The organism is Pseudothioclava alba, from assembly GCF_033100795.1.
Classification (GTDB): Bacteria; Pseudomonadota; Alphaproteobacteria; order Rhodobacterales; family Rhodobacteraceae; genus Pseudothioclava.
Map to the genome: position 1 here is coordinate 214,680 of NZ_JAWLVI010000002.1, position 12,769 is coordinate 227,448.

The following is a 12,769-nucleotide window of genomic DNA, read 5'->3' on the forward strand; positions in this document are numbered from 1 at the left end:
CTTAAGCCGCGTTTAACAGTTAAAATTCGCTCCATTTCCTTCCGCGCAGGCACGCGGTATTCTGACGCCATGTCGAGTGAGATGTCGCCCCTTTCCGAACTGATCGCATGCCCGAAGTGCGATGCCCTGCACAGGGCGCGTGCACTTGCGGAAAACGAGCGTGCCAGATGTGCCCGTTGCGGGACATTGCTGATCGAGCCGCGCGAGGTCTCGTTCCTGCATGTGATCGCCCTGTCTCTGACCGCGATTATCCTGATGGTTGGCGCGGTGTTTTTTCCGTTTCTGCAAATCTCGGCGCAGGGGCTGTCGCATGGCAGTTCGATCTTCGGAGTGGCGATGGCGTTTTCCGACGGTTTTCTGGCGCCGCTGGCTCTGGCCGTGATGCTGATGATCGTAGCGCTTCCGTTGCTGCGGTTCTGCGCGCTGATCTATGTGCTCTGGCCGCTGTCGAAAGGGGCGCCGCCTTGGCCGAGGGCTGCCGAGGTGTTTCATGCGGTCGAGGTTATGTCTCCGTGGATGATGGCCGAGGTCTTTATCATCGGTGTCGCGGTTGCGCTGGTGAAAGTGGCGGGGCTGGCGAGTGTGTCTTTTGGCCCTGCGTTCTGGGCGTTTTGTTTGTTGGTGATGATTATGGGGTTGAAAAACGCATTCATGAGCAAGGGCGTGATCTGGCGCGCGTTGGGGCAATGACACAGTTTCCAACCGCGACCGATGCCGGATTGACCGGCTGCATCCGGTGCTGCGCGGTGTCGTCCGCCACTGATACGCATTGCACCCGCTGCGGAGCGGTCTTGCATCCTGTTTCGGCGAACAGTCTGCAACGGGTCTGGGCGTGGTGGGCTGCGGGGCTGATCTGCTACCTGCCCGCGAACCTTTCTCCGATGCTGAAAACGCGGACCTTGGGGGAGACGCAGGAGAATACAATCCTCGGCGGCGTGTTCGAGCTGGTCGGGCATCACAACTATGGCGTTGCTTTGATTGTGTTTGTCGCCTCGATTGTCATCCCTGTCGCCAAGTTCCTGGCCATTGCCTATCTGGCGCTTGCCGTGGGCGGGCCAGAGCGGGCGGGCGGGCATCGCCACCTGCATCTTTACGAGGCGGTCGAGTTTATCGGGCGCTGGTCGATGATCGACGTCTTCGTGGTGGCGATCCTGTCGTCGCTTGTGCAGCTTGGGTTTGCGGCCTCGATCCACCCCGGTCCGGCAGCAGTGTCTTTTGCGCTCTCGGTTGCATTTACGATGCTCTCGGCCCAAAGCTTTGACGCGCGCCTGATCTGGCGCGGTTCTGAACAGGATACAGTATGAGTGACCCGATTGAACCCGCTGAACTGGTAACCTCGCCGGCGCGGTCTCCGATGCAGAGCCGCCTGTCGCTGATCTGGCTAGTGCCGCTCTTGGCGCTTGCGGTGACGCTGGGGGTTGCGTGGCGCAGCTATAGTGACCGCGGCGCGCTGGTCGAGATCGACTTTGCGGATGCGACAGGCATCAAGCCCGGAGAAACGCCACTGAAATTCCGCGAGGTCGAGGTCGGCAAGGTCGAGAAGGTCGGCTTTAGCGATGATCTGAAATCGGTGCGCGTGAGTGTGCGCATCGACAAGGATATTGCGCCGTTTGTCGATGAAGATGCGCAGTTCTGGCTGGTTCGGCCTCAGGTCTCGGCGCAGGGGATTTCGCGCCTTGATACAGTGCTGTCAGGCATTTTCATCGAGGGTTTTTGGGACAATCAGCAAAACGGATCCGCGACGCTTTACAAAGGGCTGGATAAGGCGCCCATCGCGCCGGATCTGAGCAAAGGCAAGTGGATCGAACTGCTTGCGCCCGATGGTGGTGGTCTGGCCGAAGGCGCGCCGGTGATCTATCGCGGCCTTGCTGTCGGGCGGTTGCGCAACCTGCGTCTGAACGAAGGTGGCGCGGGGGTGATTGTCGATGCCTTTATCGACAAGCCCTATGACGCGCGGATTTCGTCGAATACGCGGTTCTGGGACACCTCGGGGATTTCGGTGTCGCTTGGCCCGTCGGGGGCGAACCTTGATGTGCGCTCGCTTGCCTCTCTGGTGCAGGGCGGGATCGAGTTCGAGACTTTCGCGACGGGCGGTGCGCCGATAGAAAACGGCCACGGGTTCCGCCTGTTCGAGAGCGCCGACAAGGCGCGCCAGTCGATTTTCGGTAATGATCTGGAGAACCCTGCGCGGTTTGTCTTGCTGTTCGATGATGCGATCAAAGGGATCGAGCTTGGCACCAAGGTCATGTTCCGTGGGATCGAGGCGGGTGAGGTGACGGAAATTTCGGTGCGCGTCGAGACTGACAGCGTTGGAAATCCGGCGCCCAAGCAGCAGGTGGCAATCGCGCTGGCTCCGGTTAAGTTGGGGCTGGATTCCGAGACCGGACCAGAGGTCGTCGCGGAATTTCTTGCCAATGAGGTCGAACTGGGGCTGCGCGCGCGCATTGCGGCGGCGGGGATACTTGGCACGACGCGGGTGATCGAATTGACCGATGTCGAAAACCTGCCGCCTGCCAAGATGAACCTTGATCGCAAGCCTTTCCCGTCAATTCCGACGGCGCCGGTCGATGAAAGCGCGCTGGCCTCCTCGGCGGAAGGCGTGTTCAACCGTATTCAGGCGCTGCCGATCGAGGAGCTGATGAACTCGGCCATCCGCACGATGGATGCGATTTCCGATGTCGCCTCGGACGAGCAGACCCGCGCGATTCCTGCCGAGCTGAAAGAGCTTCTGGCGGGGCTGCGCACCATGACAGACGAACTTAATGCGCAGGGTGCCGCCGCCAAAACCGGCGAGGCGCTTGATCTGGTCAGTAGTGCGGCTCAAAGCGTGCTGACCGAGATCGAGGGGCTTGGCGATATGCTCAAATCCGCCGATGACGCGGCGCAGGCCGTGGCGGCGATGCCCTTGGGCGACATCGGCAAGCAGATTGACGGATTGCTGGGCGATATTCGCACGATGCTCGGCTCGAAGGATGCCGAGCGTTTGCCGCGCGCGCTGTCGGATACACTTGAGGAATCTGCGGCTCTTCTGGCCGAGTTGCGCGCGGGCGGGGCTGCGGACAAGCTCAACGGCACGCTGGAAGCGGCGCAATCCGCGGCGACGGCGGTCTCGGGGGCGACGGATCGGCTGCCTGAACTCACCCGCAAGCTGGAAACCCTTGTCAGTCGTGCCGAGCAGCTTGTCTCGGCCTATGGCGAGCGGTCGAGCTTTAACAATGAAATCGTTTCGACCATTCGCGAATTGCGCAACGCAACAAGTGCTTTCGGCTCTTTGGCGCGGATGATCGAACGCAACCCGCGCGCCTTTATCCTTGGGCGCTGAACGGAGAAACTCCATGCGGAACACTGTGTTTTTGATGATCTGCCTAAGCGTTTTGGGCGCCTGTTCCGATCCGCTTTCGACGGGGCGCTATATGATCGACCCGCCGGGCGCGGCGAAAACCCTGCCGAACCGGCTGGGCCATGCAGAGTTGCGCGAGGTGTCCTTGCCGCAATATGCCTCGGATCAAGAGATTGTCTGGCAAACCGAGGATGGCGCGCTGCGCTCGACCTCGAAAAACGTCTGGGCGGATAATCCGGCGCGGGCGATGACGCTGGCACTGGCGCGGCAGATTTCATTGCTTTCGGGCGCAACCGTGATTGCCGAGCCGTGGCCCCTCTCGCAAGAGCCGGATCGCCGGATCGAGGTTCGGGTCGAACAGGTGCTTCCGCGTGCGGATGGGGTGCTGCGCATGGCGGGCATCTATTTTGTGTCGCCGGCGGGATATGGCGCAGGGCGCGACGTTGTGCATCGCTTCGATATAGAGGTGCCGGTCGAAGGCGAGGGGGCGGGCTTTATCGCTAAGGCGCAGTCGGCGGCAATTGGCCAGTTGGCCGAACAGATCGCCGCGCTTAAGTAATCAGCCGCGTTCGGCAAAGCTGCCGTAACGGCCCTGCGCAAAGACAAGCGGTTCGCCGCTTGTCGCCGTCTGGAACCGCACCACGCGCCCGATGATGATCGTGTGATCGCCGCCTTCGTGGGTGGCTTCGGTCACACATTCAAACCGCGCCAGGGCGCCCTCCAGAAGCGGCGTGCCATCGCCGTTCAGGCAATAGGCCAGCCCGTCGAAGCCGTTGCCGTTACGGGCAAACCGCTCGGCTACGGCCATTTGATCGGCCTTGAGCACATGAATCGCGAAAGCCGCAGCATTCGAAAAATGCGCGTGCCGCATCGAGGATCGTGCCGCCGACCACAAGACCAGCGCCGGATCAAGCGAGACCGAGGCAAAGCTGTTGACGGTAATCCCTACTGGCGCGCCAGTATCGGCCTCGCGCGCGGTGATAACCGTGACGCCTGTCGCAAACTGCCCAAGCGCCGAACGCAGCAAACGCGGGTCGGCCGGGTCAGGGTGCAACCCGTGGCCGGCCTGCTCTGCCGCTGTCACGGCGTTCTCGATGTCATCGCTTTGGCTCATATGAGGTCTCTCCCTGGCCTCAGATAATCTTTCGGGTGACAGCGGCAAGCCTAAAGCGGCCAGGGCCGCAACTCGTCCAGAAACGCGGCGTGCAGGGTGGGATTTGCGACCAGAAGCCCGTTCGACTGCGGCACAGCATTGTTGAACCGCAACGCCTGCCCCTGCCGGTCGGTCGAGCGCAGCCCCGCGCGATCCGCGATCAGGCTGGCGGCGGCGATGTCCCATTCCCACGCGGGCCGCAGCGACAAAGTGGCATCGAACCGCCCCTCGGCCACAAGGCACAGCCGCCATGCCAGCGAGGGGCGAAACGCGCGCTGATAGGGCGGCACGCCCTTGCGCCAATGTGAGCCATCATCCGAGAGTTTCGAGGTCAGCACCGTTGCGCCCGCCGCTTCGGTTCGGGTGCCGGGGGTCAGGTCTTGCCCGTTCAGCGTTGCCGCCCCGTCGCGGGTTGCCCCATAGGTAAGACCAAGCACCGGCAGGTGCACGACGCCCGCGACAACCTCGCCGCTCCGCACAACCGCAAGCGCATGGGCAAAGCTGCCCTCGTCATTCAAAAAGGCCCGCGTGCCGTCTATCGGATCGACGATGAACACATGCTCGGCCTCAAGGCGTGCGGGGTCGTCCGTGCTTTCCTCGGACAGCCAGCCATAATCGGGCCGCGCCGCGCGCAGGTCAGTTGCAAGCATATCGTTTACCGCCAGATCGGCCTCGGACACGGGACCGGCGCCGTCGCCCTTGTCCCAGGCTTCGGGCTTGCGCCGCCAGTATTTCAGCGCGATCTCGCCCGCCGCATGAGCGGCCTCGGTCAACAGGCGCAGGTCTTGGGAAAAGTCACTCACCGGCAAGCGTCAGCCCCTCGATCAGCAGCGACGGGACGACGTGGCTTAGATGCGCCCGCGCGTCATTGGCCGGAATGATCCGCATCAGCATCTCACGTAGATTGCCCGCGATGGTGCATTCATTGACCGGATAGCGGATCTCTCCATTTTCGACCCAGAACCCCGAGGCGCCGCGCGAATAATCGCCTGTCGTCGGGTTGATCGTGGCACCAATGAACGACGTCACCAATAGCCCCGTTCCCATGTCGCGTGCCAGATCGGCGCGGGTCTGGCTGCCCTGCGTCAGTGCTATGTTTCCAGCGCCGGGCGAGGGCGGGGACGAGGTGCCGCGCCCCGCGTTTGCGGTGCTTTCCAGCCCCAGCTTGCGCGCGGTCGCCAGATCCAGCGTCCAGCTTGTCAGCACACCGTTTTCAACAATGGCGCGCCGCGCGGTTGGCAGCCCCTCGGCATCGAAGGGGCGCGAGCCGGACACGCGCGCGCGATGCGGGTCTTCGATCAGCGACAGTCCCTCGGGCAGAACCTGCGCGCCCATCGCATCGCGCAGCCACGAAGCCCCGCGTGTGATGGCGCTGCCGTTGATCGCGCCCAGAAGGTGACTGATCAGGCTGCCTGCGATCCGTTCGTCAAACAGCACCGGATAGGCGCCGGTTTTCGGGCGGCGCGGCGCGGCGCGTTCTACCGCGCGCTCGCCTGCCTGACGCCCGACCAAGGTCGCATCGGGCAAATCGGCCTGAAAGATGCGCGACTCGGCGGCCCAATCGCGCTCCATCGTCAGACCCTCGCCCGAGATGGCCACTGCCGAAACCGAGCGCGAGCTGCGGCCATAGCCAGCGGTAAACCCGTTTGTCGCGGCGATATGAACCTGACGGCGCGAATACGACGCCGAAGCGGACTGGACCTGCGTCACGCCCTCAACCCCAAGGGCGGCGGCTTCGGCCTCGCGCGCGTCCTGTTCCAGTGCAGATGCTGCTGGCTCGGCGCTTGTATCCTCAAGCTCCAGCGCGGCGATGTCCCAATTCCGCGCGATCTGCGAGGGGTCGGCAAGACCGATGTAGGGGTCTTCGGGGGCTTCTTTTGCCATCGCCACGGCGCGCTCGGCCATCTCGGCAATCGTCTGCGCCGAGGCATTCGACGCGGACACACAAGCTTGCCGTTTGCCCAACAGAACCCGCAGGCCGATCTCCACCCCTTCGGATCGTTCCGCCTGTTCCAGCTTGCCGGCGCGCACGTCGATCGACACGGCCCGCCCGTCAATCGCCATCGCATCGGCGGCCTCGGCGCCTGCGCGGCGGGCGGCGGTCAGAAGGGCTTCGGTCAGATCGGACAGGCGCGCCTGGGTCATGGTCTCTCCTGAAATCAACGGGCCGCCCGGAGGCTCCGAGCGGCCCGAAACTGTGGCTTTCCTTACTGGATGCGTTGGCCGTTGGCGAGGATTTCCCCGCCTTCTTTCATCTCGATACGGGATTCGAGCGCGTCCTCACCCACCGGAACCGCATAAAGCCCCAGCATCATGCGCGCGAACATCACCTGATCTTCGGGCAAAAGACCCATCGCGACGAGGCTGTTCATCAAGGCATTCGCCCCCTCAAGGCGCAGATTGACCTGCCCGACCGGCATCGGCACACCAATCGTATTATCAATGTCCATCAGCCCGTCGCCGCTTAGACGCGCGCCGGCCAGCGAAAGATCAATCGCGTTGATATTGAGGGTTTCCACCGTAATCGGCGGCACCGGCTGTGCGGCGGCCTGCACAGAGAACAGGTTCATCGTGGCGCGCGCTGTGCCACCCAGATCGGCGACCAGCGTCGCAGGTGTATGCGGCAATTGGGCCATTGGATCGACCATCCCCCACAGTTCTTCCGAGACCGCCAGATCACGCAGCGCGACCTTGCCGGTGAAGGGGCGCGCCTCTGGCGCGGGCGAGACCGGAAGGCTGAGTGCGAACTCGGCCGAGGCCATCGAGGCTGAAACCGGAAGCGGGAATGCCTGCGACAAGGCGCTAACGGAAACACCCTCTGCCTTGCCCGAATAGGCCAGCTCGGCACCCGACATCGCGAAATGCAGGTCACCCGATTGCGCGTCCGAGGCAAGGTTGACGCTGTCCTGCTCGGCCTCGACATTCATCTTTGTCTTGCTTTGGCCGTATGACAGATCGAACGACATAGCGGCGCCGGCCTCAAGCGCGGTGCCAAGGTCGTTCATCGACACGCCCTTGGGCAGGGAGATGCGGCTTGCCAGATCGAGGTTCACAAAATCGCTTTCGAGCGAGAACACCCCGCCCGTTTCCGGATCGGCGCCCGACATCGTCATGCGCAACCCGCCAAGTTTCATCTGCGAGGTCGTGTCCTGCACCGCGCCCTCGGTGACCTGATAGCTGCCGTTGCCGCCTGACATCGACAGCCAGAGCTTCACCGGCACCTGCGCCTGACCGTCCGCGACGGATTGGTCCATCTCGACAACGAACTCGGGCATCGTGACATCGTAGTTCATTTGCTCGGGTGCGCCTGAAACGATCACATGCATCCCCGCCTGACGCATTTTCATCGCAAGGCTGAACCCGGGTTCGCCGGGGATCTGACTGGTTGCGATGCCGTCGAATACATCTGCAAAGGACACTTCGACCGTGCCGTCGCCTTGCTCGCGCAGGCGCATTTCCGGCAAGCGAAGCGTCATGCTGGAATCGTCCAGAACCTGCTTTAGCCCAAGCCCCGAAATAACCAGCGTGTCGCCGGATTTATCAACGCTGTCGGTAGAAACCGTATAGCCGTAGGTTTCGTATTGTCCGGACCAGTTCTGCCAGACCTGCTCGGCCGTAACATCGGCCAAAGCCGTGCTGGCGGCCAATACGAAGCCGGTCGTCAGAACCGAGGTGAAAGCTGCACCTGCCCTGCGTGCCATGAGAATTCCTTTCGGTGACAAATACGCGGTCCTACCTTCCTGTTTGCGCCCCGAAGGGTCAATAGGAAGAGAGCGCGCGGGCTATCCCGAAAGCGTGAAACCTAGCGCGGGCTGCGCTTTGCCAGAATCCGCTGGAGCGTCCGGCGATGCATGTTCAGCCGCCGCGCGGTTTCCGAGACATTTCGGTCGCACAGCTCATACACGCGCTGGATATGCTCCCAACGGACGCGATCCGCACTCATCGGGTTTTCCGGCGGCGGCGGGAGTTCCTCTTTGCGGGCCAGGAGCGCGTTAACGATGTCGGTCGCATCCGCGGGTTTCGACAGGTAATCGGTCGCGCCCATTTTGACAGCAGCCACGGCGGTCGCAATCGCCCCATAGCCAGTCAGCACAACGATCCGCGCATCGGGGCGGCGCTGGCGCAGCACTTCGACCACATCAAGCCCGTTGCCATCCTCAAGCCGCAGGTCAACAACCGCATAGGCAGGGGGGGTCGACTGTGCAATTGCCTTGCCCGCAGCCACCGTTTCCGCCGTCGTCGTCTCGAAGCCGCGCTTCTCCATCGCGCGGGCAAGACGGTTCAGAAACGGTGCGTCATCATCCACCAGCAGAAGTGAACGGTCGGTTCCCAGGTCGAGGTCTTGATCGGCCATACCTTTTCCTCTTGTCGGTGCACTCAATTAACCTTGTTAGGCTGCGATGTCACTTGCTTTTGGCGTTATAGGCGTCAACGAAGCAAGCGACCTGATTGGCCATGCTCTCGGGGGAGACATCGCGGTTGAAGAACTCTGCAAAGCCGATGTCGGGGAACATCAGATAGGTCTGCGTCGAGTGGTCGATCAGTGTGTAAGGGTCTGAGGGATCCTGCACCTTATAGTAGGTGCGATAGGCCTTGGAGGCTGCCTGAATTTGCTCTTCGCTGCCACTTAGGCCAATCATGCGCGGATGCATGATGTCGGTGAACTCGGCCAGCATTTCGGGCGTATCGCGCGCCGCGTCGACCGAAACGAAGACCGGCGTCACATCATAGCCGCGCTCGTCCAGCAAGAACACGGCTTCGGCATTGCGCGTGCTGTCCAGCGGGCAGACGTCTGGGCAGAACGTATAGCCGAAATAGACGAGGCTCGGCTTGGTGATAACTTCCTTGTCGGTGACGGTCTCTCCGGTTTCGGACACAAGGGTGAACGCGCCGCCCAAAGCGCCGGTTCCACCAACCACGCCACGGCGGCACTGGGCGAAAATGTCATCGCCGTCTTGCGACGGGAATAACACCGGCGCCCCCCACATGATGCCAAGGCCCGCCACTACTGCGACGGTCGCCGCGATGGCATAGCTGCGTGTCGATACTGCCATTGTTCTCCGTTCCGCTTTTCGGCTTTGCTTTTCGTGTCGCGCAAGGTCTATTGAAGGCAACCTTAACGGTAAAGCTGCTGCTGAGATTTATCTTTTGTCAAATGGCGGACAAAATAACTTTGCGCTGGATCAAACCGAAACCCATCACGATTGGGTGAGGCTGCGCACGCTGATTTTTCTGCGCTGGACGGCGGTCGCCGGCCAGCTTTGCGCGATCTTCGTGGCGATTCTGGCCTATGACATCAATCTGGATCTGCCGCTATGCCTTGCGACCATCGGCGCGGCGGTCGCGGCCAATCTGGTTGCGATCTTCCTGTTTCCCGAAAACAAGCGCCTGACCCAGCCAGAGGCCGCCGCGACGCTGATGTTCGACACGGCGCAGCTTGCGCTATTGCTGTCGCTGACGGGGGGGCTGAACAATCCGTTTGCGCTGCTGATCCTTGCGCCGGTGACGATTGGCGCCACTGCGCTTGAACGCCGCTCGACGATCATTCTGGGGGTGGCGACGATTGGCATGGTGACGCTGGCCGCGCTGTATCACACGCCTTTGGTGACAGCTTCGGGGCAATATGTTGGCACCTCTCCGATTTTCGAGTTCGGCTACTGGCTGGCGATCGTGATCGGGGTGGCGTTTCTGGGCGGCTATGCCAACCGGATTACCGAGGACATCCACACCATGTCGGATGCGCTTGTCGCGACGCAGCTTGCCCTTGCGCGCGAGCAGAAGCTCACCGATCTGGGGGGGGTGGTTGCCGCGGCTGCGCATGAATTGGGCACGCCGCTGGCGACGATCAAGCTTGTGTCGTCGGAACTGATCGACGAGCTGGACGACCAGCCCGAGTTGCGCGACGACGCCCGCCTGATCCGCGAGCAGGCGGACCGCTGCCGCGATATTCTGCATTCGATGGGCCGCGCAGGTAAGGACGATCTGCACCTGCGCAGTGCGCCGTTGCTGGCCGTTCTGCGCGAGGCGGCAGAACCGCATCTGGAACGCGGCAAGGTGATCTATTTCGATGCGGTGCCCGGAGCCGGAGGTGCGGACAAGCAGCCAACGATTTATCGCTATCCCGAGCTGATCCACGCGCTGCGCAATCTGGTTCAGAACGCGGTAGATTTCGCAGTCAGCACGGTCTGGGTCGATGCCGAATGGACCGAGAAAGAGATCACCGTGCGCGTGGCGGATGACGGTGCGGGATATGCGAACGCGGTGATCGGGCGCATAGGTGACCCCTTCCTGCACAACCGCCCCACTGCGCAAGAGCGCCAGCGTCCGGGCTATGACGGCATGGGGCTTGGCCTGTTTATCGCCAAAACCCTGCTGGAGCGCACCGGCGCGCGGCTGACATTTGCGAACGGCGGCGCCGAGCCGTCGTTCGATCCGGCGCAACCCTGCCGTTCGGGGGCGGAGGTGACGGTCGCCTGGCCGGCCGCAAGGCTTGTGGCTGCCGATGATGGTCCTTTGGGAGAAAACCAGCCGATGACCGGCTGATTTGGCCGCAAGAACGGTAAAGCCCATCTTAACTTAACGCCCCATTAACCATTAATGAGCGATCCTCGCAGCGGGACAGGTAAAAAAGGCTGCCAGCCATGGATCATGTGATTCAAGCGATTCTGATCGCACTTACATCTATCGTGTCGGCTTCATTTGCGCTTTTTGTTGTTGCCGCCGTGTTACATCGGCGCTCTCGCAAGGTAGCGGTGACGGCACATTCTCGGGAAATCGAGGCGACGGTGTTCTTGTTTGATGACGAGAGCCTTGTCGACGCCACCGCGCCCGCCCGCGCGCTGCTAGAGGCGACGCCCCTTGCGGCGACGGACTGGTCGCGACTGGCGGCCTTTCTTGCGCCGCGCTTTGCGGATCTACCAACAAAGATGGCGGAGCTTTCCGAAAAGGGCCGGGTCGAGTTGACCTCGCGGCAAGATGGCTCCTCCCCCTATACGATCAAGTTGATCGCCGAGGATATATCGGGCCTGGCGCGGATTTCCCTGATCGACCCTTCCGCCGAGGGGCGCGGTATTCTGGTGGACGGGTTCTCGCAGCAAGCGATGGAGGACGAGGTCAACTGGCTGCGCCACACGCTCGACCATTCGCCCGCGCTGATCTGGCGCGAGGATGAGGGCGGTGCGATCACATGGGCGAATCGCGCCTATATCCTGCGCTCGGGTGCTTTCGAGGCGAGCGATGATACGATGATCTGGCCTCTTCCGGCCCTGTTCGCGCCCGAGGAGGCAACTCTCGACGGATTGGCCCGCCGCGAAAAAATTCTGCACGAAAGCGATGGCCCCGTCTGGTTCGACTGCTCGCGCTTTCCCTATGGCGCGGGGAAGCTGCATTTCGCCGTGCCGGTGGATGCGACCGTGCGGGCCGAGCAAACCTTGCGCGAGTTTGTGCAGACGCTGACCAAGACTTTTGCGGATCTGCCGATCGGGCTTGCGATTTTCGATCGTCAGCGCCAGTTGCAACTGTTCAACCCCGCGCTTTTGGACCTGACGCAGCTCGCGCCCGATTTTCTTTCGGCCCGCCCGACGCTCTACGCCTTTCTCGACCGGCTGCGCGAGGCCCGCATGATGCCGGAACCCAAGGACTACCGAAGCTGGCGCGAGCAGATGGCGCATCTGGAGCGCGCTGCGGCCTCGGGGGTCCATTCGGAGACATGGTCGCTTCCCAATGGCCAGACCTATCGGGTCACGGGGCGTCCTCACCCTGACGGAGCGGTGGCCTTTCTGTTCGAGGATATTTCGGCCGAGGTTTCGTTGACGCGCCGTTTCCGTTCGGAAATCGAGCTGGGTTACGAGATGATGGACCAGATTACCGATGCGATTGCGGTGTTCCAGCCGACGGGCGAGCTGCTTTTGTCCAATGCCGCCTATGGTCAGTTCTGGTCGGTCGAGCCGGAGGCGACCCTCGGACAGGTCTCTTTGCGTGAATCGATGCAGCTTTGGGAAGCAGGCGCCGCGCCCGACGCCCGCTTTGACCTGATGCGCAAATTCGCCTCCGAGCGCGGCGAGCGAAAATCGCTGCAGTTGGAGCTGCCACAGCTTGCCGGTGAGGCACTGGAGTGCCGACTGTCGCGGCTTCAGGGGGGGCGGCTGATGGTGCGGTTCATCCCGAAAACCGGCTCCGAGGTTCCCGATCGCGTGCGGGCTGGACGCGCGATGCAGCCGATGGGAGTTCCCGCCGCGTGATCGCGGCTTGCGGTGGCCTGCCAAGGCAGTAAAACT

General features: G+C 62.4%; 12 protein-coding genes. 6 read left to right on the forward strand and 6 right to left on the reverse strand.

Annotated elements, in window-relative coordinates:
* Window positions 1-69 precede the first annotated feature (69 nt).
* Genes RYZ20_RS06975 through RYZ20_RS06990 form a run of 4 tightly spaced genes read left to right on the forward strand, consistent with a single transcriptional unit; the run spans window position 70 to window position 3,899 of the window.
* Entirely contained in the window at window positions 70-690 is a 621-nt protein-coding gene (locus RYZ20_RS06975; protein WP_317671809.1) for a paraquat-inducible protein A, read from the forward strand.
* Window positions 687-1,304: a paraquat-inducible protein A gene (locus RYZ20_RS06980; protein WP_317671811.1), complete on the forward strand. Its 618-nt coding sequence runs from the start codon at window positions 687-689 to the stop codon at window positions 1,302-1,304. The genes RYZ20_RS06975 and RYZ20_RS06980 overlap by 4 nt, the downstream gene beginning before the upstream one ends.
* Window positions 1,301-3,322 carry a PqiB family protein gene (locus RYZ20_RS06985; RefSeq protein WP_317671813.1) on the forward strand — a complete coding sequence of 674 codons (2,022 nt, stop codon included), beginning with the start codon at window positions 1,301-1,303 and terminating at the stop codon, window positions 3,320-3,322. Before RYZ20_RS06980 ends, RYZ20_RS06985 begins: the two co-directional genes overlap by 4 nt.
* 13 nt (window positions 3,323-3,335) lie before the next feature.
* Window positions 3,336-3,899 (forward strand): PqiC family protein, encoded by a 564-nt coding sequence (locus RYZ20_RS06990; protein WP_317671815.1) that lies wholly within the window; start codon window positions 3,336-3,338, stop codon window positions 3,897-3,899.
* Here the strand turns inward: RYZ20_RS06990 and RYZ20_RS06995 are convergent, their stop codons facing one another.
* The 6 genes from RYZ20_RS06995 to RYZ20_RS07020 form a co-directional block, all read right to left on the reverse strand.
* A complete protein-coding gene (locus RYZ20_RS06995; RefSeq protein WP_317671817.1) occupies window positions 3,900-4,454 on the reverse strand; it encodes a flavin reductase family protein in 555 nt (184 codons plus the stop codon). It lies immediately after the preceding gene.
* Between the two features lie 50 nt (window positions 4,455-4,504).
* Window positions 4,505-5,296: a 3'(2'),5'-bisphosphate nucleotidase CysQ gene (locus RYZ20_RS07000; RefSeq protein WP_317671819.1), complete on the reverse strand. Its 792-nt coding sequence runs from the start codon at window positions 5,294-5,296 to the stop codon at window positions 4,505-4,507.
* Window positions 5,289-6,638 carry a TldD/PmbA family protein gene (locus RYZ20_RS07005; protein ID WP_317671821.1) on the reverse strand — a complete coding sequence of 450 codons (1,350 nt, stop codon included), beginning with the start codon at window positions 6,636-6,638 and terminating at the stop codon, window positions 5,289-5,291. Before RYZ20_RS07005 ends, RYZ20_RS07000 begins: the two co-directional genes overlap by 8 nt.
* A 62-nt stretch (window positions 6,639-6,700) precedes the next feature.
* The gene (locus RYZ20_RS07010) at window positions 6,701-8,194 is read right to left on the reverse strand and encodes a hypothetical protein (RefSeq protein ID WP_317671823.1); all 1,494 of its coding nucleotides are present in this window, start codon (window positions 8,192-8,194) and stop codon (window positions 6,701-6,703) included.
* A gap of 101 nt (window positions 8,195-8,295) precedes the next feature.
* The gene (locus RYZ20_RS07015; protein WP_317671825.1) at window positions 8,296-8,847 is read right to left on the reverse strand and encodes an ActR/PrrA/RegA family redox response regulator transcription factor; all 552 of its coding nucleotides are present in this window, start codon (window positions 8,845-8,847) and stop codon (window positions 8,296-8,298) included.
* A gap of 49 nt (window positions 8,848-8,896) precedes the next feature.
* Complete coding sequence (locus tag RYZ20_RS07020; protein ID WP_317671827.1) at window positions 8,897-9,547, reverse strand: SCO family protein; 651 nt, start codon at window positions 9,545-9,547, stop codon at window positions 8,897-8,899.
* A 94-nt stretch (window positions 9,548-9,641) separates the two neighbouring features.
* On the opposite strand from RYZ20_RS07020, the gene regB reads away from it, so the two are divergent.
* Window positions 9,642-11,036 carry a sensor histidine kinase RegB gene (regB, locus tag RYZ20_RS07025; protein WP_411572336.1) on the forward strand — a complete coding sequence of 465 codons (1,395 nt, stop codon included), beginning with the start codon at window positions 9,642-9,644 and terminating at the stop codon, window positions 11,034-11,036.
* A 98-nt stretch (window positions 11,037-11,134) separates the two neighbouring features.
* On the forward strand, window positions 11,135-12,733 hold the full coding sequence (locus RYZ20_RS07030) for a PAS-domain containing protein (RefSeq protein WP_317671829.1): 1,599 nt from the start codon (window positions 11,135-11,137) through the stop codon (window positions 12,731-12,733).
* Window positions 12,734-12,769: the final 36 nt, after the last annotated feature.